The 21,801-nt window shown below is 73.0% G+C and carries 18 protein-coding genes and 1 tRNA gene; 13 read left to right on the top strand and 6 right to left on the bottom strand.

All coding sequences use genetic code 11. The annotated features are described in order from the left end of the window. Window positions 1-36 precede the first annotated feature (36 nt). The 4 genes from ACO4JP_RS11680 to ACO4JP_RS11665 all read left to right on the top strand — a co-directional run bounded on the left by ACO4JP_RS11680 (window position 37) and on the right by ACO4JP_RS11665 (window position 6,683). Entirely contained in the window at window positions 37-525 is a 489-nt protein-coding gene (locus tag ACO4JP_RS11680; RefSeq protein WP_425953862.1) for a hypothetical protein, read from the top strand. Window positions 526-824: 299 nt separating this feature from the next. Then, the gene (locus tag ACO4JP_RS11675; RefSeq protein WP_425953860.1) at window positions 825-2,315 is read left to right on the top strand and encodes a non-reducing end alpha-L-arabinofuranosidase family hydrolase; all 1,491 of its coding nucleotides are present in this window, start codon (window positions 825-827) and stop codon (window positions 2,313-2,315) included. Between the two features lie 230 nt (window positions 2,316-2,545). Continuing rightward, entirely contained in the window at window positions 2,546-5,278 is a 2,733-nt protein-coding gene (locus ACO4JP_RS11670; protein WP_425953859.1) for an NPCBM/NEW2 domain-containing protein, read from the top strand. Between the two features lie 625 nt (window positions 5,279-5,903). Next, entirely contained in the window at window positions 5,904-6,683 is a 780-nt protein-coding gene (locus ACO4JP_RS11665) for a maleylpyruvate isomerase N-terminal domain-containing protein (RefSeq protein WP_425953857.1), read from the top strand. A gap of 313 nt (window positions 6,684-6,996) precedes the next feature. Here the strand turns inward: ACO4JP_RS11665 and ACO4JP_RS11660 are convergent. Beyond that, a tRNA-Leu gene (locus ACO4JP_RS11660) sits at window positions 6,997-7,080 on the bottom strand. A 174-nt stretch (window positions 7,081-7,254) separates the two neighbouring features. Here ACO4JP_RS11660 and ACO4JP_RS11655 point away from each other — a divergent pair. After that, window positions 7,255-8,436, top strand: coding sequence for an AI-2E family transporter (locus tag ACO4JP_RS11655; protein ID WP_425953855.1), 1,182 nt, complete (start codon window positions 7,255-7,257; stop codon window positions 8,434-8,436). A gap of 8 nt (window positions 8,437-8,444) precedes the next feature. Here the strand turns inward: ACO4JP_RS11655 and ACO4JP_RS11650 are convergent, their stop codons facing one another. Then, window positions 8,445-9,638, bottom strand: coding sequence for an aminotransferase class V-fold PLP-dependent enzyme (locus ACO4JP_RS11650; protein ID WP_425953853.1), 1,194 nt, complete (start codon window positions 9,636-9,638; stop codon window positions 8,445-8,447). Between the two features lie 53 nt (window positions 9,639-9,691). On the opposite strand from ACO4JP_RS11650, the gene ACO4JP_RS11645 reads away from it, so the two are divergent. Further along, complete coding sequence (locus ACO4JP_RS11645; RefSeq protein ID WP_425953852.1) at window positions 9,692-10,336, top strand: GNAT family N-acetyltransferase; 645 nt, start codon at window positions 9,692-9,694, stop codon at window positions 10,334-10,336. Here ACO4JP_RS11645 and ACO4JP_RS11640 read toward each other — a convergent pair. Next, window positions 10,300-11,394 carry a DUF4037 domain-containing protein gene (locus ACO4JP_RS11640; protein ID WP_425953851.1) on the bottom strand — a complete coding sequence of 365 codons (1,095 nt, stop codon included), beginning with the start codon at window positions 11,392-11,394 and terminating at the stop codon, window positions 10,300-10,302. The two genes, ACO4JP_RS11645 and ACO4JP_RS11640, sit on opposite strands and share 37 nt — an antisense overlap. Window positions 11,395-11,656: 262 nt before the next feature. On the opposite strand from ACO4JP_RS11640, the gene ACO4JP_RS11635 reads away from it, so the two are divergent. The 3 genes from ACO4JP_RS11635 to ACO4JP_RS11625 are packed head-to-tail and all read left to right on the top strand — an operon-like array spanning window position 11,657 to window position 16,618. Beyond that, window positions 11,657-13,225 (top strand): ABC-F family ATP-binding cassette domain-containing protein, encoded by a 1,569-nt coding sequence (locus ACO4JP_RS11635; RefSeq protein ID WP_425953849.1) that lies wholly within the window; start codon window positions 11,657-11,659, stop codon window positions 13,223-13,225. Window positions 13,226-13,247: 22 nt separating this feature from the next. Further along, a complete protein-coding gene (locus ACO4JP_RS11630) occupies window positions 13,248-15,305 on the top strand; it encodes a M3 family metallopeptidase (RefSeq protein ID WP_425953848.1) in 2,058 nt (685 codons plus the stop codon). Next, complete coding sequence (locus ACO4JP_RS11625; protein WP_425953847.1) at window positions 15,302-16,618, top strand: M20/M25/M40 family metallo-hydrolase; 1,317 nt, start codon at window positions 15,302-15,304, stop codon at window positions 16,616-16,618. The genes ACO4JP_RS11630 and ACO4JP_RS11625 overlap by 4 nt, the downstream gene beginning before the upstream one ends. Window positions 16,619-16,676: 58 nt before the next feature. Here the strand turns inward: ACO4JP_RS11625 and ACO4JP_RS11620 are convergent, their stop codons facing one another. After that, window positions 16,677-16,880, bottom strand: coding sequence for a DUF5703 family protein (locus tag ACO4JP_RS11620; RefSeq protein WP_425953846.1), 204 nt, complete (start codon window positions 16,878-16,880; stop codon window positions 16,677-16,679). Between the two features lie 72 nt (window positions 16,881-16,952). On the opposite strand from ACO4JP_RS11620, the gene ACO4JP_RS11615 reads away from it, so the two are divergent. After that, window positions 16,953-17,252, top strand: a complete 300-nt coding sequence (locus tag ACO4JP_RS11615; protein ID WP_425953845.1) for a primosomal protein — start codon at window positions 16,953-16,955, stop codon at window positions 17,250-17,252. A gap of 19 nt (window positions 17,253-17,271) precedes the next feature. On the opposite strand, the gene ACO4JP_RS11610 is transcribed toward ACO4JP_RS11615, so the two are convergent. After that, window positions 17,272-18,204: an aldo/keto reductase gene (locus tag ACO4JP_RS11610; RefSeq protein ID WP_425953844.1), complete on the bottom strand. Its 933-nt coding sequence runs from the start codon at window positions 18,202-18,204 to the stop codon at window positions 17,272-17,274. Window positions 18,205-18,230: 26 nt separating this feature from the next. Here ACO4JP_RS11610 and ACO4JP_RS11605 point away from each other — a divergent pair, with 26 nt between their 5' ends. Genes ACO4JP_RS11605 through ACO4JP_RS11595 form a run of 3 tightly spaced genes read left to right on the top strand, consistent with a single transcriptional unit; the run spans window position 18,231 to window position 20,899 of the window. Beyond that, window positions 18,231-19,103: an undecaprenyl-diphosphate phosphatase gene (locus ACO4JP_RS11605; protein ID WP_425953843.1), complete on the top strand. Its 873-nt coding sequence runs from the start codon at window positions 18,231-18,233 to the stop codon at window positions 19,101-19,103. Beyond that, the gene (gene mshC / locus ACO4JP_RS11600) at window positions 19,103-20,311 is read left to right on the top strand and encodes a cysteine--1-D-myo-inosityl 2-amino-2-deoxy-alpha-D-glucopyranoside ligase (protein WP_425953842.1); all 1,209 of its coding nucleotides are present in this window, start codon (window positions 19,103-19,105) and stop codon (window positions 20,309-20,311) included. Before ACO4JP_RS11605 ends, mshC begins: the two co-directional genes overlap by 1 nt. Before the next feature lie 57 nt (window positions 20,312-20,368). Next, window positions 20,369-20,899, top strand: coding sequence for a pyridoxamine 5'-phosphate oxidase family protein (locus ACO4JP_RS11595; protein WP_425953841.1), 531 nt, complete (start codon window positions 20,369-20,371; stop codon window positions 20,897-20,899). On the opposite strand, the gene ACO4JP_RS11590 is transcribed toward ACO4JP_RS11595, so the two are convergent. Beyond that, window positions 20,896-21,792 carry a PAC2 family protein gene (locus tag ACO4JP_RS11590; protein ID WP_425953840.1) on the bottom strand — a complete coding sequence of 299 codons (897 nt, stop codon included), beginning with the start codon at window positions 21,790-21,792 and terminating at the stop codon, window positions 20,896-20,898. The two genes, ACO4JP_RS11595 and ACO4JP_RS11590, sit on opposite strands and share 4 nt — an antisense overlap. Window positions 21,793-21,801: the final 9 nt, after the last annotated feature.

The following is a 21,801-nucleotide window of genomic DNA, read 5'->3' as shown; positions in this document are numbered from 1 at the left end:
TTGGCCAGGCCAACACTTCGCGGAGAAGGAGACTCGATGGACACGGGTGCCCAGGCCTCGACCCAGACCGCGCAGCACCGCCACGGGCTGCGTGGCCAGCGGGCCATCAACGTCGTCGTGCGCGGCCTGCTGCGGACGCCCGGTCCGGCCTCGCTCCTCGGGCGGCGGCTCGTCGTGCTGTCTTTTATGGGCCGCGCATCGGGGCGCCGATACGCGGTCCCCGTGGCCTACCTTGCAGACGGCGACGACCTGCTCGTCGGTACGTCCTCCGGGTGGAAGCGCAATCTGCGTACGGGCGATGTCGTCCCGGTCAGACTGAAGGGCCGGTCGCGTCGAGCGCGCGTCACGGTTTGCACCGCGAGGCCCGACGTCGTCGCCGCCTACGGCCTCATGGTCCGCGCCAACCCCGCGTTTGCGCGGCTCAACGGCGTGCGCGTCGTCGACGGCGTGCCGGACGAGGCGGCCCTGTGCCGGGCGTGGGAGGCCGGCGCGTGGGCGATCCGGCTGACGCCCTTGAGCGACTGACGAGTCGACCGCGCGTCCCGATCCGCTTCTGACACCGGCGGTGCGCGGCTGATCCAAGATCCATCCGGCGTCCAGGCGCGTCATGGGTTCTTCGATCGGCATCGGGTAGCGGAGGAAGGCCTCTTGTGCCGCCGCGAATCGTGCATGTAGCGTTAAAAGTGAACTCACGGCCGAGGTTCTCCGCAACAATGATGTTAGCGCTCACATGGCCCAGCCAGATGACCCGCCCGGTGACGATGTCGTGCTGCGGCGGCGTGGCGGCTACGTGCCCTCTGGAGCCCGACCGAGCAGGAGTGAACGTGAGAAGAAGCAGGAAGACCGCACTCCCCACGATGGGGTTGGCCGTCGCGCTGGCGCTGACTTCCCTGGTCGCCGTCACCGCGTCGACCCTCCCGGCCGCCGCGGCGAGCGGCAACCTCTTGACCAACCCCGACATGGAGAACGGCACCACGGGCTGGACCGTCTTCGGCGCTGGGTCGCTGGCGTCGGTGACGAGCCCGGTGCACGGCGGCTCACACGCGCTGTCGCGGACGGGGCGGACCGCGGCGTGGAACGGGCCCGCGCAGGACGTGACCGCCAAGGTCACGAACAACACGAACTACACCGGCAGCGTCTGGGTGCGCTCGGCCAGCGGATCCCCTGCGGCGCGGCTTACGCTGCGGGTCACCGTGGGGAGCACCTCGTCGTACGTGACGCTGGACCAGAAGTCGGTGAGCTCGTCAGGGTGGACGGAGCTGACCGGCACCAAGGACGTGTCGTGGTCGGGGACGCTGGCCTCGGCCTCGTTCTACGTCGAGACTGCCGACGGCACCGACAGCCTGTACGTCGACGACGCCTCCCTGGTGAGCAACTCGACGTCGACCCCGCCGCCGTCGGGTGGTTCGTGCTCGCTGCCGTCCACGTACACGTGGTCCTCGACCGGCGCGCTCGCCACCCCCAAGTCGGGCTGGGCCTCGCTCAAGGACTTCACCACTGCCGAATACAACGGCAAGCACCTGGTCTACGCCACCACGCACGACACTGGTTCGACCTGGGGCTCGATGGCGTTCGCGCCGTTCTCGAGCTGGTCGGACATGGGCTCGGCCACCCAGACCGGGATGTCGTCCGCGGCAGTAGCGCCGCAGCTGTTCTACTTCGCGCCGAAGGCCATCTGGGTTCTGGCCTACCAGTGGGGGGCGGCCGCGTTCATGTACCGGACCTCCAGCGATCCCACCAATCCCAACGGCTGGTCCGCGGCCAGCGCGCTGTTCTCCGGGTCGATCTCCGGCTCCAGCACCGGGCCCATCGACCTGACGCTCATCGGTGACGGCTCGACCATGTACCTGTTCTTCGCGGGCGACAACGGCAAGATCTATCGTGCGAGCATGCCGATCGGGAACTTCCCCGGGAGCTTCGGCACGTCGTCGACCACGGTCATGAGCGACACGTCGAACAACCTGTTCGAGGCGCCCCAGGTCTACAAGGTCCAGGGCCAGAACCAGTACCTCATGACGGTCGAGGCGATCGGCGCGAACGGACGGTATTTCCGCTCGTTCACCGCGAGCAGCCTCTCCGGCTCGTGGACGGCGCAGGCCGCGACCGAGGCCAACCCGTTCGCCGGCAAGGCCAACAGCGGAGCCGCCTGGACCAACGACATCAGCCACGGCGAGCTCGTGCGCGCGAGCAACGACCAGACCATGACGATCGACCCGTGCAACCTGCAGCTGCTGTACCAAGGCCGGTCGCCGAGCTCCGGCGGGGACTACGGTCTGCTGCCGTACCGGCCGGGCCTCCTTACCCTGCAGCGATAGCCTTCACGGCACCGTCGGCGCGGACGCCGCTCCGGATGAGCGGCGTCCGCGCCACGTTGGATGGCGACCCTCAGTGGTCTGGGGCGCCGCGCGCCCCACCAGGTCAGTGGGCTCCTCCGGCATGGCAGCTGTTGACAGGGCCCTGGACGACCAGTGGACTGGGGAAACTGTCCGTACAAAACGGACGGATCCGTACCGGTCGACGATGACCGGACTGGGAGGAGCGTTCCATGCACAGGTTCGTCCGCCGTCCCGCAGCGCTGCTGGCCACGGTCGTGGCCGCCGTCGCACTCACCGCAGCCCCGACCGCCGCCGGACCACCCCGAGCGGCCTCACCGAGCGAGATCGAGCGTGCGCAGGCCGCGTTCGAGAAGCTGCCGCTGGCTTCTACCCCACCGATGGGCTGGAACAGCTGGAACACGTTCGGCTGCAACATCGACGACGAGCTGATCCGCGACACCGCCGACGCGATGGTCGCGTCCGGGATGAAGGACGCCGGGTACGAGTACGTCAACATCGACGACTGCTGGATGGCGCCCACGCGCGACGCCGACGGCAACCTCCGGGCGGACCCGGTCCGGTTCCCCGCCGGGATCAAGGCCGTCGCCGACTACGTGCACGGGCTCGGCCTGAAGCTCGGCATCTACTCCTCCGCGGGCACCGCCACCTGCGCCGGCTTCCCCGCGAGCCTCGACCACGAGATGGCTGACGCACGGAAGTTCGCCGAGTGGGGCGTGGACCTGCTCAAGTACGACAACTGCAACAACCAGGGGCGGCCCGCGATCGAGCGGTACACGGCCATGGCGGAGGCCCTCGCCGCGTCCGGGCGGCCGATCGTCTACAGCATCTGCGAGTGGGGCTCCAACGACCCGTGGCTCTGGGCGGCCAAGGCGGGCGGCCACTACTGGCGGACCACCGGCGACATCAATGCCTCCTGGGGGTCCGTGATGGGCATCCTCGACCAGCAGGTGGGGCTCGAGGCGTACTCGGGGCCGAACGGCTGGAACGACCCGGACATGCTCGAGGTCGGCAACCCCGGACTGACGTTTGAGGAGTCGCGCGCGCACATGAGCCTGTGGGCGCTCCTCAACGCGCCGTTGATCGCGGGCAACGACCTGCGCTCCATGCCGGCCAGCACGGTCGCCATGCTTACCGACCCGGACATCATCGCCATCAACCAGGACTGGGGCGGCGTCCAGGGCCACAAGATCGCCGACGCCGGCGACCAGGAGGTCTGGGCCAAGCCCATGTCCGACGGCGGGGCCGCGGTGGTGCTGCTCAACCGCGGGTCCGGCGGCGCCACCGTGACGACGGATGCCGCGGCGCTCGGCCTCGCGGCCGCGCCCGCGTACTCCGTCTCCGACGCATGGAGCGACGAGGCCTCCGAGACGCGCGGCACGATCCGAGCCTCGGTGCCGTCGCACGGTGCTCGCACGTTCCTCGTCGAGCCCGCCAAGCCGGCGCACCTCGCCCCCGCCGTCTCGGCCGACGTGGCCACGGACGGCTACGTCGACCCGGGCGAGAGCTTCACGACCGACGTCACCGTGACCAACGACGGGTTCACGGCGGTGCAGGGCCTCGCCGTCTCGCTCGAGGTACCGGACGGCTGGACCGTCCAGCGCGGGTCCAGCTCGCCGTCCGCGGTGGTCCCGCCCGGCGCATCGAGGACGACGTCGTTCCGCGTGACCGCTCCCGTCCAGGCGGCCACGGGCAGCTACGAGCTACGCGCCACGGTGCGCTGGACCGGCGTGGACGGCACCGCGCACACCACGACGGGGATCGGTGCCGCCGCCGTCGCCACCGCACCGCGCGGCGACCGCTGGCTGAGCGACCTCGACCCCCTGCGAGCGCAGGTGGGCTGGGGTGATCTGCAGCTCGACCGGAGCGTGGACGGCAACCCGATCACCATCGGAGGGACCCGGTACGCCAAGGGCGTCGCCGCGCACGCAGCGTCCGAGGTCGCGTACTACCTCGGCGGTGTGTGCGACGCGTTCCGCGCCGACGTCGGGATCGACGACGAGGTGGGCGACCGCGGCTCCGTGACCTTCACGCTGCTGGGCGACGGGAAGGTGCTCGCGGAGACCGGGGTGCTCACGGGTGCCGACGCCGCCGTGCCGATCGAGGCAGACGTCACCGGCGTGCAGGAGCTCGAGCTGCGCGCCGGCACGGCGGACGGCGGCAACAGCTACGACCACGCCGAGTGGGCGGCCGCCCAGGTCTCCTGCGCCGGGCCGGTCGGCACGGTCACCGCCACGCCTGACGGGACCGTCGAGGTCCCGGCGGGCGGGACGGTCAAGGTCGCCGCCACCCTCACGGTCGCGGAGGGCGACGTCTCCGACGCCTCGCTGGCCCCGTACGCGCCGACAGGGTGGACGGTCTCGGGTGCGCCCGTGACGGCCGCCGCGCTCGCGCCCGGCGACACGCTGACCGGGACGTGGACCCTGACCGCGCCCGCCGGCGCCGACCCTGGGACGGTCAAGGTGCCGGTCATCGCCACATTCCACGGCGCGGACGACCCGGACGGGCCGCTGGTCGTCGACCGTGACGTGGTGACCGCGTCCGTGCTGCCCGAGGGCTGGCTCCTCACCCGGGAGGCCGAGGCCGCTGGCAACGCGCGCGGCGGCGCGGCGGTCGTGGCGTCCTGCGGCGCCTGCTCCGGTGGGCAGAAGGTCGGGTTCCTGGGCAACGGCCCGGCGAACGACCTGACGGTGACGGGCCTCGACGTCACGCAGGCCGGTCAGTACCGGCTCATCGTCGACTACCTCGTGTCCGGCATGCGCACGCTGAACCTCAGCGTGAACGGCGGGCCCACGGTGGCGCTGCAGGTCAGCGGGTCGTCGTTCAGCACGCCGACCAGCGCCTCGATCACGGTCACGCTCGCCGCGGGGACGAACACGGTGCGGTTCTTCAACGACACCGCATACGCGCCCGACGTCGACCGGGTGATCGTCGCGCGGACCTGAGCCCACGTCCGAGGCCCGTCGCCCGTTGAGGGCGGCGGGCCTCGCCGTGCGGTGCGTGTGCGGCGAAAGCCCTGGAGACGGACCCAGCGAGCTCACGCTCGGGGTGTCGCCGCACGAAAAAGGCTCCCGACCTGGCGTATCGCCTGGTCAGGAGTAATCACCCAACAACCGAACGCCTGCTAAGTCTCCCGTGTGCGGCCTGACCTGCGACTTCTCGTCCTGGCAGTGCGGGCAACAGAGCCATCGGAGTACCCCAGTCCTGCGCCTAGACCGTGCGGCAGACGTCCGGCGCGAGAGCGTCGGCGGGATCCGAAAGAGACAGTGGATCGAGACGCCCCGTCACTCCACACGGCGGGGCGTGGTGTTGCTTGGAACGCAACCACTGACCATGCATCTCGCCCGCGCGTGACTCTGCCGGCCGCGACGCGCGTCCACAGAACCCGGACATGGCGTGGGCCACCGGCGTCGTGCGTCACCTGTGGGCACGGGGGCGGTCTACCCGCGAGCGCGCTTGCGTGCGAGCCCTCGGTCGCGAGACCGCTGATCACTGTGCTGGTCGTGATGGCGTCGTTGCTCGCTCTGCCGCCGTGAAAAGACCTGGCGGGCGGGTGATAGACAACCCTGTGTGAACCCCACTTTCGACTTCACGGACCTGCTCGGGCACCTCGACGACCGTTCGGCGGCGTTCCGTGCGACCGTCGACGCCGCGCCCGACATCGACGTTCCAGTGCCGAGCTGTCCGGAGTGGACCTTGTTCGACCTGGCCGCGCACCTGGGCGGGGGCGACCGCTACTGGGCGGAGCTCGTAGCCACCGGTCCCGCGGACGCTCCGTCGGACGCGGCCGTCGCCGCGCGAACCGCCGTCCCCGCGCCGCGCGATCGCGAGGCTCTCGTCGCGTGGCTGGACGACTCGACGCGGCTGCTCGTGGACGTGCTGCAAACGGCCGGGCCGGACCGCGGCTGCTGGGCGTGGTATGGATTCCAGTCGCCGCACACGTCGGCCAGCGTGGCTCGGCACCGGCTGCAGGAGACGACCGTGCACACGTACGACGCCCAGCTCAGCTGGGGCGTCGAGGCGGCGCTGCCGGCCGACGTCGCGCTCGACGGCGTCGAGGAGTTCCTCTTCTCCTGCGTCTCGACGACGAGCCCGTGGCCACACCATCCCGCGACGTTCGACCTCCGCACCTCGTCCGGTCACGGCTGGCGTCTGGAGGTGGACGGCGACGGCGCCCGGTCCATCCGTCTGGACGCCGCCGCACCCGAGGTCTCCGCGAGCGTTGGCGTCACCGGCACGGCGAGCGACCTGGTCCTCTACCTCTACGACCGTCTCCCCGCCGACGCCCTCCAGGTCACCGGTGAGGCGGGACTGCTCGACCTCCTCCGCGCCTGGGAGCCCGAGGACTAGCAACGTCCGCGCTGCGGGGTTCCTCCGGGGCTGCGAGGCCAAAGGAAGTACGACCCAGTCGCACGTACTGCCGAGGCCGCTTCAGGCCCTTCGCCCACGCGCAGGACCCGCGCGTGAGCGCAAGGATCGGGGGCCTCCCACTACGGTTCGCCAGCGAGTCGGCAGCCGCTCCCACGAGCCCTCAACAGGGCCGGCGTCGACGACGCCGCGGACTTGACCCCCACGCCCGCTTCAGATCATCGGGCAAGCAAAAGGCCAGGTCAGGAGTGAGAACTCCTGCCTGGCCCGGTGCGAGGGCAAGTATTGCCCTGCGTGTCCGGAGGGGGACTTGAACCCCCACGCCCTATACGGGCACTAGCACCTCAAGCTAGCGCGTCTGCCATTCCGCCACCCGGACAGGTGACCCGATCCGGCGTTTCCGCCTTCTCGGTGCGGGGAAGAACATAGCACGCGGCCGGCGCCGCTCCGAAATCGCGTCCACCGCTCCGTGCTTGCGCCCCGTGCAAGGGGCAGACTGGGCGGCACGACGACGGCGCACGGCCGCCCGAGTGCATCCTGGGAGGTAGAGCCCGTGACGGACGAGCGGCTGACGCTGAGCCCGGAGGCCCGGAGAGTCGTCGCAGCGCGCCACGAGGGGGATGCCGGCGCCGAAGCGGAGAACGTCCCCCAGTGGCTCCGAACCTCGGCCGGGTGGTCGTGGCGGTTCGTCGCCCTCGTGGCGGCCGTCTCGCTGCTCGTCTTCGCCGTCGTGCACGTCCGGCTCGTGTTCGTCGCGGTCTTTCTCGCCCTCGTCATGACGTCGGTGCTCAAGCCCCTCGCCGACCTGTACAGCCGCGTGATGCCGCGCGGGCTCGCCGTCGCGCTCTCGCTCCTCAGCGCGTTCGTCTTCGTCGGGGGTCTGGTCACCTACGTCGTCGCGTCCGTCGCGGGACAGTGGCAGTCGCTCGCCGACCAGTTCACCACGGGCATCGACCAGATCATCTCCTGGGTGCAGCACGGGCCGCTGCCCTTCGACTTCTCCCGGGCGCAGATCGACGACGCCATCGCGTCGGGCCACCAATGGGTGGCGGACAACAGCGCCAACCTCGCCACCACAGCCGTCGCGAGCGCCGGCACCGTCGCCCAGGCCTTCGCCGTGCTCGCGCTCTCGATCTTCTGCACGGTGTTCTTCCTGATCTCGGGCGGCGGGATGTGGCGGTGGTTCCTCGGGCAGGTGCCCGCAGGCCACCGAGGGCGTTGGGACGACGCCGCTGCCGCTGGCTGGTTCACCTTCTCGGGGTATGCGCGGGGCACCGTGATCATTGCCGTCACCGACGGGATCCTCGCCGGGATCCTGCTCGCCGCACTCGGGATCCCGCTCGCGGCACCGCTCGCCGTGCTCGTGTTCATCGGAGCGTTCATCCCGCTGATCGGCGCGCCCTTGGCGATGGTCATCGCGGCGGTGGTGGCGTTGGCGGCGGAGGGGCCGGTCAAGGCGCTGGCCGTGACGATCGGCATCGCGCTCATCGGTCAGCTCGAGGGGCACGTGCTGCAGCCCCTCATCATGGGCAAGCAGGTGGCGCTGCACCCGGTGGTGATCGCGCTCGGCGTCACCGCCGGTACCGTGCTCGCCGGCATCCTGGGCGCTGTCGTCGCGGTGCCCGTGATGGCGGTGACGTGGACCGTCTACAGCCGGCTGCGGCCGCGGCCCGACGAGCTCGACGAACCGCCGCCCGAGGATGGCGGGGGCGACGGGGCTGCGGCAGGCGCCTGAGGACGCCGTCAGCCCGGCAGCTCCTGGAGCAGCGCCGCGGCGAGCCGTTCGTAGTCGCCGATGGCGTTGTACAGCTGCGCCGACAGCCGCACCAGCCCGATGCCGCGCCATGGCACGACCTGGGCCTCGATGCGGTGTGCGTCGGCGAGCCGCAGGCGCAGCGACGCCGCGCCCGCGTCGTCGTCGGCGGTGCCGGGCGGGAGCGGGACGAGGCGCATGCTCACGAGGTCGTCGCCGAGGCTGCCGTCCAGCGCGGCGTCGAGCAGGTCGCGGCGGGGTCCGTTCGCCGGCCAACGCTCGGCCGCGGCCGCGGCGACGAGCCGCTGACCCTCGCGCGCGAGCGCCCCGTTGCGAGTACGGACGGCGGCGGGGCCGAGCGACTCGAACAGGTCGAGCGCGGCGGACGTGGCGAGCCAGGGGGAGTGGTCGAGGCTGCCTCCCCTCTCGAGCGCGAGCGGGAAGCCCGAGCCCGCGTCCCAGGAGACGACCAGCGGCCGCAGCCCCGCGCGGTGCTCGGGCGCGACCACCAGCGCGGCCGACGGACGCGGCGCGAACGCCCACTTGTGGAGGTTGCCGAACCAGTAGTCGGCGCCCGTCGCCGCGACGTCGACGTCGAGCATCCCGGGCGCGTGCGCGGCGTCGACCAGGACCGGCACGCCGCGTTCGTGCAGCGCGGCGACGAGGCGGTCGACCGGGAAGAGGCGCGCGGTCCCTGACGCGACATGGTCGACGACCGCGAGCCGGGTGCGCGCGGTCACGCCGGCGGTGATGCGGGCGACCACCTCGTCGTCGTCGGCGAGGAGCGGAACGGCGACCTCGCGCACGACGGCGCCGGTCCGTGCCGCCACCTCCCGGACGGCGAGCGTGACGGCGCCGTAGCCGTGGTCGGTCACGAGGAGCTCGTCGCCGGGGGCCGGCTCGATCGAGCGCAGCACGAGCGTCGCGGCGGCGGAGGCGTTGGTCATGAGGGCGACGCCGTCGTGGTCGGCGCGGAGGAACGCGGCGACCCGCGCGCGGGCGTCGTCGACGGCGTCGGCCTGGACGCGGGTGAAGAACGCCATCGGGTTGGCCTCGGCCTGCTCGCGCCAGCGCCGCTGGACCTGCTGGACGGCGACCGGGACGGCTCCGAAGGACCCGTGGTTGAGGTGGGTGACGGTGGGGTCGAGCGTGAAGAGGTCGGTGCGGGCCCGGTCGATGCTCACGCGGGCACGGTAGTCCCGGGACAGGTCGCGGGGAGGACTGGCATGCTGCGCGGATGGAACCGTTCGTGCTGGCAGGCAACCATGTGCGGCTCTCGGTGCCCACCGTGGCCGACGTCGACCGCATCACCGAGATCTGCCAGGACCCGGAGATCCAGCGGTGGACGACCGTGCCCAGCCCCTATCGGCGCGAGCACGCCGAGGGCTTCGTCACGACGATCGTGCCCCAGGGCTGGGCGCAGGAGAACGGCTTCACCTGGGCCGTCCGCGCACCCGGCGACGTGCGCCCCGGTGACCCTGAGCCGCCGGTGCTCGGCATGGTGGACATCCGGCTCGACGACGGGCCGCCGGGGCAGCGCTCGGGCGAGTTCGGCTTCTGGACGGCGCCCGACGCGCGCGGGCGGGGGCTCATGACGGAGGCGGCGCGGCTCGTCGTCGACTTCGGCCTCGACCCTGAGGGCCTTGGGCTCGCCCGTGCCGTGTGGCGTGCCGAGGTCGGCAACTGGGCGTCGCGCCGGGTCGCGTGGAAGCTTGGCGTGCGGGTCGAGGGGCAGGTGCGCGGGATGCTGGTGCACCGCGGGGATCGCGTGGACGGCTGGATCGGGACGCTGCTGCCGGGGGACCGGCGCGAGCCGAACGAGCCGTGGCCGGCCGACCTGGTCGCTCACCCGGGAAGCCGGGGCCGACGACCGTCGTCGTGATCGTGGACGCGTTCCGTCCCGCCTGACACGGCACGCCGGCGGCGCGCGTCCACGAGCACGTCCACGTTGTCGGTGAGCTGCTCGACGGTCCCGACCCCCACAGGCAGCGCCCGGATCGCGGGATCTGCGATCGACTCGACGACCGCGGGGACCAGCGAAGGCTCGACGGCGAGGTACGGCCGGTCGAAGAACGGCACCAGCGCGGGCGTGCGTGTCGGCAGCCCGACCTGGCCCTGGAACACGGCCAGGCGCTCCAGCGCGGCCCGCAGGGCGTCGTTCCGCTCGGACCAGGTGGCGGCCGAGAGCGTCGCCCCCAGCGCGGCGCCGACCGACGCATCGACGGGCAGGGTGCGAAAGACGGTCCCGCGCCACTTCGGGTAGGGCGTCCACGCGCGGCACAGCGTGAACGCCAGGTGCACGGCGACGTCGACGAGCCGGGCCGCGATGACCCGCGAACCCAGGTCGTCCCCACGGTCGCCGGCGCGGGCCATGAGGGGCAGCTCCTGGTCGAGCCGCCGCCAGTCGCAGGCGACGACGTAGCGCCAGACGTCGTCCGGGTACCACGTCAGGTCGCGGCGCAGGCACGTCAGCTCGCCGGTCTGGTCCTCGAAGACCTCGCCCGACACCACCTCCAGCGCCGCCTGCCCGGACAGTGACAGCCAGTCGGACGTGGTCGTGCTGTCGCGTGGGTCGAACCCGAGCGTGCCGCGCGCGAACGCAGCCACGGTGGACACGTCGACGGCGAGCCGCTCCTGCTCCGATCCCGAGAAGCGCATCCGGACCGGATGCCCGCGGAACTCACCGGGGAGGTGTCGCTCCAGGACGCCGCGGACGCGGGCGACGTCGGGCTCGGCCACGAACAGCTGGAGGCGCAGGCCCCAGTCGTGGTCTCGCGACATGGCGTCGTCGACGCCGAGGACGTCGGAGCCTGCACCGACCCGGGCGGCCGCGCGCGGCACATCGGGGCACCAGCGTTCCAGCACTGGGCGCACCACGGCGTCGTGGTAGTCGTGCGCGAGAGCGATTCCCCCGCGGTCCGCGGCGTGTTCACCGGTCACGGTCGAAAGGTAGCCGGGCGCGGTCGCGATGCCGCATCCATTGCCGGCAGCGCGCGAACTCGCACGGCAAAGGTGTTGCCGAACACCCCGCCGTCGTGCGACTCTCGGCAACGTCCCCGCGGCCTCCGCCGCGCGTGAGAGGGGACGGCTCCCAGCACCGAAGGACCGAGGGAATGACGGGTCTCCGCACCGCCGCCTGACCGGCGCCGCCCCTGCCACGGCAGGGATGTCGGCGCACCAGCCGACCCTCGGAGACTTCCTCATGCCTGCCCCCGCACCTTCTGCCGTCCTGCGCGACCTCACCTTCTCCTGGCCCGACGGCGCCACGCCCATCGCCCACGTCTCCGGCGCGTTCGGCGCCGGCCGCACCGGGCTCGTCGGCCTCAACGGAGCCGGCAAGTCCACGCTGCTGCGCCTCGTCGCGGGCCTGCTGCGCCCGACGTCGGGCTCCGTCGCGGTCACCGGCGTCGCCGACTACCTGCCGCAGCGCCTCACGCTCGACACCCACCTCACAGCGGCCCACCTGCTCGGGATCCGCGAGGTGGTCGACGCCGTGCGGGCGATCGAGTCGGGCGACGTGCGCCCCGAGCTGTTCGACGTCGTCGGCGACGCCTGGGACGCCGAGGAGCGCGCCGTGGCCGCGCTCGGCGCGATCGGGCTGCCGACCGACGTCGACCGCGCCGTCGGCACGCTGTCCGGCGGGGAGGCCGTGCTCACGGCCGTCACCGGCGTCCGGCTGCGCGGGGCGGACGTCGCGCTGCTGGACGAGCCGACCAACAACCTCGACGGCGCCGCGCGCGAGCGCCTCCATGAGCTGGTGCGCACCTGGCGCGGCGCCCTGGTCGTCGTCTCGCACGACCGCGCGCTGCTCGACCTCGTCGACGAGACGGCCGAGCTGCGTGCCGGTGCGCTCGAGACGTTCGGGGGCACCTACTCCGCCTACGAGGCGCAGCTCGCCGCCCAGCAGGAGGCGGCCCGCCGCGGCCTGCGGGACGCCGAGGCGGTGCTGCGTCGTGAGAAGGCCGAGCGCATCAAGGCCGCCGAGCGCATCGCGCACTCCGAGCGGCGCGGCCGCAAGGACGTCGCCGAGGCCCGCTACGTCAAGGCGGCGATCAACGACCGGCGCAACTCCGCGGAGAAGTCGCAGGGCGCGCGGAGGACCCAGGCGAGCGCCAAGGAGGACGCGGCGCGCGCCGCCGTCGAGGCCGCCGAGCGTGCGGTGCGCGACGACGACCGCATCGCCGTCGACCTGCCCGACCCGGGCGTCGCACCCGGGCGCCGCCTGGCCGTGCTCCCCGGCGCGGACGGGCGCGACGTCGTGATCCAGGGACCCGAGCGGGTCGCGCTCACCGGCCCCAACGGGGCGGGCAAGACGACGCTGCTCGAGAAGCTGGTCGGCGGGCAGGGTCTGCTCACCGACCGTGTCGGGTACCTGCCGCAGCGCCTCGACCTGCTCGACGACGACGCCACCGTGCTCGACTCTGTGCGCGCCGGGGCGCCGGACGTCCCGCCCGGGGAGCTGCGCGGGCGGCTCGCGCGCTTCCTCGTGCGGGGCGACGCCGTCGACCGTCCGGTGGTTACGCTGTCCGGCGGCGAGCGGTTCCGGGTCACGCTGGCCCGGCTGCTGCTCGCCGACCCGCCCGCCCAGCTGCTGGTGCTCGACGAGCCGACCAACAACCTCGACCTCGCCTCGGCCGACCGGCTCGTCGAGGCGCTCGCGGCGTACCGGGGGGCGCTGCTGGTCGTCAGCCACGACCGGGCGTTCCTCGACCGGCTCGGGCTCGACGCCGAGCTGGCACTCGACGGCGGTGCGCTCCAGCGCGTTCGCTGAGGTGAGGGTGTTGGATGGGCGCGTGACTCCCTTCGACGAGCGGTCCGCCCTGCCCTACGAGCTGCCCGACTACGCCGCGATCCGGCCCGAGCACTACGAGCCGGCGATCCTCGCGGGCATGGCGGCCCAGCGCGCCGAGGTCGACGCGATCGCCGGGAGCCCCGAGCCGCCGACGGTCGAGAACACGCTCGAGGCGCTCGAGCGCTCCGGCCTCCTGCTGGGCCGGGCGCTCGTGGCGTTCCACAACCAGCTCGCTGCGGACGCGACGCCGTTCCTCGAGGACGTCGAGGAACGGCTCGCGCCGCAGCTCGCCGCACACCGGGACGCCATCCTCATGGACCGGTCGCTCTTCGCCCGCCTCGAGGCGCTCGAGGCGCAGGCGGGCGACGACACCGCGCCGGACGCCCGGTGGCTGCTGCGGCGCCGGCTCGTGGACGCGCGCCGCGCCGGCGTCGCGCTCGACGACGCCGCGCAAGCCACGCTGCGTGATCTCAACGCGCGGCTGACCACGCTCGAGGCGCAGTTCGGGCGCAAGCTCCTCGCGGGCGCGAACGCGGCGTCCGTGCTGGTCACCGACGAGGCCGAGCTCGACGGGCTCGCCGACGACGCCAAGGCCGGCGCCCGCGCCGCCGCCCTGGCGCGCAGGCACGAGGGCTGGCTGCTCGAGATGCAGCTGCCCACCCACCAGAACGTCGTCGCGGCGCTGACCGACCGGGCACTGCGCGAGCGGGTCCAGCGCGCCTCCGAGGGTCGCGGCGCGGACGGGTCCGAGCACGACACCCGGGCCGTGCTCCTCGAGATCGTGCGCCTGCGGGCCGAGCGGGCGCGGCTGCTCGGGTACCCGCACCACGCGGCGTACGTCGCGGAGGACGCCACCGCCCAGACGGCCGAGGCCGTCGCCGCCATGCTCGAGCGGCTCGCGCCGCCCGCCGTCGCGAACGCCCGCGCCGAGGCGGCGGACCTCGAGGCGGCGCTGCGCGCCGACGCCGGGCCCGACGCCGAGCTGCGCGCCTCCGACTGGGCCTTCTACGCCGAGCGCGTGCGCAAGGAGCGGTATGCGCTCGACGACGCGCTGCTGCGGCCCTACCTCGAGCTCGAGCGCGTGGTCCGCGACGGCGTGCTCGAGGCCGCCCACCGGCTCTTCGGGCTCTCGTTCACCGAGCGGGACGACCTCGCCGGGTACCACCCCGACGTGCGCGTGTTCGAGGTCTTCGACGCGCCCGAGCCGGGCGAGAAGGACCAGGGCCTCGGGCTCTTCCTCGCCGACTACTACACGCGCGAGTCCAAGCGCGGTGGCGCCTGGATGAACAACCTCGTCGACCAGAACCACCTGCTCGGCCAGCGTCCCGTCGTCGTCAACAACCTCAACATCGTCAAGCCGCCACCCGGCCGGCCCACCTTGCTGGTGTGGGACGAGGTCATCACCCTCTTCCACGAGTTCGGCCACGCGCTCCACGGCCTGCTCTCGGACGTGCGGTACCCGTCGCAGTCCGGCACCGAGGTGCCGCGCGACTTCGTCGAGTACCCGAGCCAGGTCAACGAGATGTGGGCGTGGGACCCGGACATCCTCGAGCGGTTCGCCGTGCACCACGCCACCGGCGAGCCCATGCCCCGGCAGTGGGTCGACACCATGCTCGCCTCGCGAGCCTTCGGCGAAGGGTTCGCCACCACCGAGTACCTGGCCGCCGCGCTGCTCGACCAGGCGTGGCACCGCCTCACGCCGGAGGAGGTGCCGACGTCGGTCGACGACGTCGTCGCGTTCGAGGCCAAGGCGCTCGCGGACGCCGGGGTGGACTTCGCGCCCGTCCCGCCCCGCTACCGCACGACGTACTACAACCACGTGTTCGGCTCGGGCTACTCGGCCGCGTACTACTCGTACATCTGGTCCGAGGTGCTCGACGCCGACACCGTGCGCTGGTACGAGGAGCACGGGGGCCTGACCCGGGAGAGCGGCGAGGCGTTCCGCCGCACGCTGCTCGCCCGGGGCGGCTCGCAGGACCCGCTCGCGTCGTTCCGCGACCTGCGCGGCCGCGACGCCGACATCGCACCGCTGCTCGAGCGAAGGGGGCTGGGAGCATGACGACGCCGATCACCGCACAGGACGAGGTCGCCCGCATCTGCCAGGACCTCCTGCGCATCGACACCTCCAACTACGGCGACGACTCCGGGCCGGGGGAGCGCGCCGCCGCCGAGCACGTCGCCGGGCTGCTGACCGAGGTCGGGCTCGACGTCGAGGTCTTCGAGGCGCGCCCGGGGCGCACGTCGGTGGTGACCCGCCTCGAGGGGGCCGACCCAAGCCGGCCGGCGCTCGTGCTGCACGGGCACACCGACGTCGTCCCTGCACGCGCAGAGGACTGGAGCGTCGACCCCTTCGCCGGCGAGGAGCGCGACGGCCTCCTGTGGGGGCGCGGCGCCGTCGACATGAAGGACATGGACGCGATGATCCTGTCCGTCGTGCGGCAGTACGTGCGCGAGGGGCGCAAGCCCGCGCGCGACGTCGTCGTCGCGATGTTCGCCGACGAGGAGGCCGGCGGCGTCCACGGCGCCCAGTGGGCCGTCAACCACCGCCCGGAGCTGTTCGAGGGCGCCACCGAGGCCATCAGCGAGGTCGGGGGCTTCTCCGTCGACGTCGCTGGCACGCGCGCCTACCTGCTGCAGACGGCGGAGAAGGGTCTCGCGTGGCTGCGGCTCGTCGTCGACGGGCGGGCCGGGCACGGGTCTGCGGTCAACCACGACAACGCCGTGACCGCCCTGGCCGAGGCAGTCGCGCGCATCGGCCGCTTCGAGTGGCCCTACACCCTCACGCCCACCGTCGAGCGGCTGCTCCGTGGGGTCGCGGACCTCACGGGGCTGCGGTACGACGGCGAGGACCCGGCCGCGATCGACGCTCTCGTCCGGGCGCTCGGCCCGGCTGCGCCCTTCGTCGGCGCCACCGTGCGGCACACCGCCAACCCCACCCAGCTCGCCGCCGGGTACAAGGCGAACGTCATCCCCGGGCGCGCGGAGGCGTCGGTCGACGTGCGGCTGCTGCCCGGGTACGAGGAGGAGGGCCTCGCGACCCTGCGCGAGCTCGCGGGGTCAAGCGTGCGGATCGAGCCGATCCACCAGGACGTCGCGCTCGAGGTGCCGTTCGCGGGCTCGCTCGTGGACGCCATGGTCGACGCGCTCACGGCCGAGGACCCGGGGTCCGTGGTGCTGCCGTACACGCTCTCGGGCGGCACGGACAACAAGTCGCTCTCGCGGCTCGGCATCACCGGGTACGGGTTCGCCCCGCTGCGGCTGCCCGGGGACCTCGACTTCGTGAGCATGTTCCACGGCGTCGACGAGCGCGTGCCGGTCGACGCCCTGCTGTTCGGCACGCGCGTGCTGGACCGGCTGCTCGCGACCTGCTGATCACGGCCTCGCACGCGAAGAAAGCCCGCGGGCGCCCCGGCCCGGGCCTTGCGGAACATCAGAGCGTCGACGCGACCTTGATGATCTTGCGGCGGAGCCACACCTTGCGGTGACCGCCGATGTAGAGGCGGGTACGCGCCAGCTCCCAGCGGCCGTACTCGGCCTCGTCGGTGAGCAGCTTGCGTGCGTCGGGGACGCTGACACCGCGGTCGATCAGGAGGACGCGGTACTCGTACTGCTTGTGGGGGGTGCTCTGCCTCATCTCACCGTCCCTGGAGGGTCTCGGGCTGCCTACGCCTGCCCATTCTGCCCCCACGGGCGGTAGCGTCGGACCATGACCGCAGACCCGCGTGCCGCGCTGGACCGTCTCATCGCCGCGCTGGAAGCGCACTTCGACGCCATCTCGACCCGTCGCAATGACGACGACCCGCGGGTCGACGATGCCTACGACGTCCTCGCCGACGCCTTCGAGGTGTACGACGACGCGCTGGCGCAGGTCTACGGCGAGGTCACCCCGTTCGTCCTCGAGGAGGACGACGAGGACGAGGACGACGACTCGGACGACGACGAGGACGAGGACGACCTCGACGAGGACGACGACCTCGACGCCGAGCTCGAGGACTCGCGCTCCTGAGGGGTCACCCGCGGGGCCGTCACCAGCGCTCCGGATAGCCGATCTCGACGGCCGAGACGTCGTCGAGCGCCTCGTGCACCTCGCTCGGGAGCTTGAGGCCGGCCGCGGCGAGCGACTGGCGCAGCTGCCCGGGCGTGCGGGCGCCCACGATCGCGGACGCGACGGCTTCGCGCGCCAGCAGCCACGCGAGCGCGACCTCGGTGGGCGTGCGGCCCAGCCCGTCCGCGGCGGTCGCCACGGCCTCGACGACGGCGGCCGCGCCCGCCGTCAGGTAGGGGTCGACGAACCCGGCCAGGTGCGGTGACGCCGCCCGCGAGTCCGGGGGCACCGTGCGGCGGTACTTGCCCGTGAGCACGCCGCGCCCCAGCGGTGACCAGGCCAGCAGCCCCAGGCCGAGCGCCGTCGCCGCCGGCTGCACCTCGCGCTCGACGCCGCGCTGCAGCAGCGAGTACTCGACCTCGAGGGCGGTGAGCCCGACGTCGTCGAGCAGCGCCGCGGCGTGGGCGCTCGCCCAGCCCGGATGGTTCGACAGGCCGACGTACCGGGCGCGGCCCGAGGTGACGGCCAGCCGCAGCGCGGTGACGGTCTCCTCGAGCGGGGTCGCCGGGTCGGGGCACGCGACGAGGAACAGGTCGACGTGGTCGGTGCACAGCCGCTCCAGCGAGCCGTCGAGGTCGGCGAGCAGCCCCCGGCGTGACGCGTCGCGCCCGCCCTTGGTGCACAGCACCACCTCGTCGCGCGCGGCGCTGCCGCTCAGCAGCTCGCCGATCACACGCTCGGCGTCACCGCCGCCGTACGTCGACGCGGTGTCCAGGAGCGTGCCGCCCGCGTCCAGGAAGTCGCGCAGCTGCTCCGCCGCGGACTCGGGGTCGGTGTCCCGGCCCCAGGTCATGGTGCCGAGGCCGAGCGCCGACGCGCGGAGGCCAGATGTGCCTACTCGTCGCTCCTTCACGGGCGCAGGCTATAAGGTCGGCCCTCGTGAGTGCGTGGGAAGCGATCGTCCTTGGCCTGGTGCAGGGCCTCACCGAGTTCCTCCCGATCTCGTCGAGTGCGCACCTGCGCATCGTCGGCGAGCTCATCGGCTCGTCGGACCCGGGTGCTGCCTTCACTGCGATCACGCAGATCGGCACCGAGACCGCCGTGATCCTGTACTACCGGCGCACGATCCGGGCCATCCTGGTCGACTGGTGGAAGGCGCTGCGCGGCGACGACGGCACCGACCGCGCCGCCAGGTTCGGCGCCCACCGCGAGAACGCGCGCATGGCCTGGTACATCGTGCTCGGCTCGATCCCGATCGTGGTCCTGGGCTACCTGTTCCAGGACTGGATCGTGTCGGCGCTGCGCAACCTCTGGATCACCGCGACGATGCTCGCCGTCTTCGGCCTGATCCTCGGCTGGGCCGACAAGGTCGGCGCCCGCCGGCGCACGCTCCACGAGCTCACCCCGCGGCGCGCCATGGCGTACGGCCTCGCGCAGTCGCTGGCGCTCGTCCCGGGCGTGTCCCGCTCCGGCGGCACCATCAGCGCCGGCCTCTTCATGGGCTTCACCCGCAAGGCGGCCGCGGACTACGCGTTCCTGCTGGCCATCCCGGCCGTCATGGGCTCGGGGTTCTTCCAGCTCTTCCGGTCGTTCGGGGAGAACCCGCCGCCCGGGGCGCCCAGCGGGTTCGAGACGCTGCTGGCCACGGTCGTCGCGTTCGTGGTCGGGTACGTCGTCATCATCGGCTTCCTCAAGCTCATCTCGACGCGCTCGTTCCGCCCGTTCGTGATCTACCGGCTCGTGCTCGCCGTCGTCGTCGTGATCCTGCTGCTCACCGGGGTGCTCACGGCCCAGGGCGGGATCATCGTCTGATGCGCACCTGGACCGCCCCCGACGTCGCGGCCCTGCCGCGACCCGCGAGCCCGGCGCCCGTCCGGGTGCTCGACTCGACCTCGCGCGAGCTCGTCGAGGCCGCGCCCGGCGCGACCGCGCGGCTCTACGCCTGCGGCATCACGCCCTACGACGCCACCCACCTCGGGCACGCGAACACCTACCTGGCGTTCGACCTGCTGCAGCGCGCGTGGCTCGACGCCGGCAAGGAGGTCGTCTACACGTCCAACGTCACCGACGTCGACGACCCGCTGCTCGAGCGCGCGACGGCGACCGGCGTCGACTGGCGCGAGCTCGCGCTCGAGCAGACCGAGCTGTTCCGCACGGACATGACCGAGCTGCGGATGCTGCCGCCGGCGACGTGGACCGGGGCCGTGGAGTCCATCGCGGCGGTCGTCACCGCCGTCGAGGGGCTGCTCGCGGCCGGGGCCGCGTACCGCGTGGACGGCGACATCTACGCCGACCTGACCGCCGACCCCGACTTCGGGCGCGTCGCCGGGTTCGACGACGCCACGATGCTCGCCCTGTTCGCCGAGCGCGGCGGGGACCCCGAGCGCGACGGCAAGAAGCACCCCCTCGACCCCGCCCTGTGGCGCGGCGAGCGCCCCGGCGACCCAGCCTGGGACGGCGGGACGCTCGGCCGCGGCCGCCCCGGCTGGCACATCGAGTGCTCCGTCATCGCCCGCGACGGCCTCGGCCTGCCGTTCGACGTCCAGGGCGGGGGAGCGGACCTGCTGTTCCCGCACCACGAGATGTCGACGTCGCACGACCGGCTGCTGGGCGGCGCCCCGCGCGTCCACGTGCACGCGGGTCTGCTCGGCTACCAGGGCGCCAAGATGAGCAAGTCGCGCGGCAACCTCGTGTTCGTCTCGCGCCTGCGTGAGACCGTCGACCCGATGGCGATCCGTCTCGCACTGCTCTCGCACCACTACCGCGAGGAGTGGGAGTGGGTCGACGGCGAGCTCGACACCGCCCGGGCCCGCCTCGCCGCCTGGCGGGCCGCGCTCGCCTCGCCCGAGGCTGCGGGCGCCGGCACGCGCGTGCTCGATGCCCTCCGCGGCGCGCTGGCGGACGACCTCGACGCGCCGACGGCGCTCCGGGCCGTCGACGCCTGGGCCGCAGACCCGGCGGGCGAGGACCCGGCGCTCGTGGCCGCGGCGGTCGACGCGCTGCTCGGCGTCGCGCTGTAGCGCGAAGGACGCTCTGGCCCACCGACGAGTCGGCCGGGGCGGCGTCGTCCACCCTGCATGCACACCACGAACCTGGCAGGGCTCTACGACCTCCCGGCGATCCGGTGGGAGCGCGTGCGCGACAGGCTCGACGCCGGCATCACGCAGGCGCCGGGCACCGGCGGGCCGGACCACCACGCGGTCTGGCTCAGCACCGTCAACCCGGACGGCACGCCGCACGTCACCGCGGTGGGCGTCGAGTGGCAGGACGGCGGCTTCTGGTTCACGTCGGGGCTGGGCACCCGCAAGGGCCGCAACCTGCAGCGCGATGGCCGCTGCACGATCGCCGTCGGTCTCACGGGGGTGGACGTCGTCCTCGAGGGGACGGCCGCGCTTGTCACCGACCCGGCCACCGTCGAGCGCGTGGCGACGATCTACCAGGGCGAGGGCTGGCCCGCGCGTCCCGACGACTCCGGGCAGGCGCTCACGGCGCCCTTCAACGCGCCGTCCGCCGGGCCTGCGCCCTGGCACGTCTTCCGGTTCACGCCCACCTCGGCGACCGCCGTCCTCGGGGAGGAGCCGGGCGGCGCGACACGCTGGACGTTCTAGCCCTCGCGGCCCGAGTCGCGGCGCTTGAGCCAGCGCTCGAACTCTCGCGCGATCGCCTCGCCCGACGCCTCGGGCAGGTCGGCCGTGTCCTTGGCCTCCTCGAGCTGCTTGACGTACTCGGCGATCTCCGCGTCCTCGCCGGCCAGCTCGTCGACGCCGTGCTGCCACGCCTCGGCGTCCTCGGGCAGGTCGCCCAGCGGGACCGGCTCGCCGAGCAGCTCCTCGATGCGCGTGAGGATCGCGAGCGTCGCCTTGGGTGACGGCGGGTTGGCGACGTAGTGCGGCACGGCCGCCCAGAGCGAGACCGACTGCAGGCCCCGCTCCGACGCCTCGTGCTGGAGCACGCCGACGATGCCCGTGGGGCCCTCGTACGTGTTGGGCTCGACGTCGCTGAGCACCGCGCGCAGGCCGTCGCTGTCGCTCGTGGCGGTCATCGGGATGGGGCGGGTGTGCGGGACGTCCGCGAGCAGCGCACCCAGCGTCACGACGGTGCGGACGCCTCGCTCCTCGGCGAAGTCGAGCAGCTCCGTGCAGTAGCGGCGCCACCGCATCGACGGCTCGATGCCGTGCACCAGCACCACCGTGCGCAGGGGGAGCTCGGCGACCCAGAGGGACGTCGTCGGCCAGGTGATCTCGCGCTCCCCGTCGGGCCCGGCGCCGATCATCGGCCGGTTGACCTGGAAGTCGTGGTACTCCTCGGGGTCGAGCTCGTGCACCTTGCGGGCGCCCCACATCTCGCCGAGGTGCTGGAGCGCGGCCGTGGCAGCGCCGCCGGCGTCGTTCCAGCCCTCGAACGCGGCCACCAGGACGGTGTGGCGCGCCCGGCTCGGGGCGCTGTGCCGCCCCAGGGGCGTCTGCTCGGGCACGGGGATCTCCGGGTCCGGGGTCGTCATCCATCCACC

It is taken from the genome of Xylanimonas sp. McL0601 (genome assembly GCF_049852175.1).
Classification (GTDB): domain Bacteria; phylum Actinomycetota; class Actinomycetes; order Actinomycetales; family Cellulomonadaceae; genus Xylanimonas.
The sequence above is the reverse complement of the archived record's forward strand: the minus strand, read 5'-3'. Positions and strand labels throughout refer to the sequence as shown.

What these genes read in the sequence shown, in the direction of transcription:
- ACO4JP_RS11635 (WP_425953849.1), top strand. Translation starts at nt 11,657, where the DNA reads ATGCCTGCCCCCGCACCTTCTGCCGTCCTGCGCGACCTCACCTTCTCC.
- ACO4JP_RS11590 (WP_425953840.1), bottom strand. Translation starts at nt 21,792, where the DNA reads ATGACGACCCCGGACCCGGAGATCCCCGTGCCCGAGCAGACGCCCCTG.
- mshC (WP_425953842.1), top strand. Translation starts at nt 19,103, where the DNA reads ATGCGCACCTGGACCGCCCCCGACGTCGCGGCCCTGCCGCGACCCGCG.
- ACO4JP_RS11680 (WP_425953862.1), top strand. Translation starts at nt 37, where the DNA reads ATGGACACGGGTGCCCAGGCCTCGACCCAGACCGCGCAGCACCGCCAC.
- ACO4JP_RS11595 (WP_425953841.1), top strand. Translation starts at nt 20,369, where the DNA reads ATGCACACCACGAACCTGGCAGGGCTCTACGACCTCCCGGCGATCCGG.
- ACO4JP_RS11645 (WP_425953852.1), top strand. Translation starts at nt 9,692, where the DNA reads ATGGAACCGTTCGTGCTGGCAGGCAACCATGTGCGGCTCTCGGTGCCC.
- ACO4JP_RS11625 (WP_425953847.1), top strand. Translation starts at nt 15,302, where the DNA reads ATGACGACGCCGATCACCGCACAGGACGAGGTCGCCCGCATCTGCCAG.
- ACO4JP_RS11620 (WP_425953846.1), bottom strand. Translation starts at nt 16,880, where the DNA reads ATGAGGCAGAGCACCCCCCACAAGCAGTACGAGTACCGCGTCCTCCTG.
- ACO4JP_RS11615 (WP_425953845.1), top strand. Translation starts at nt 16,953, where the DNA reads ATGACCGCAGACCCGCGTGCCGCGCTGGACCGTCTCATCGCCGCGCTG.
- ACO4JP_RS11670 (WP_425953859.1), top strand. Translation starts at nt 2,546, where the DNA reads ATGCACAGGTTCGTCCGCCGTCCCGCAGCGCTGCTGGCCACGGTCGTG.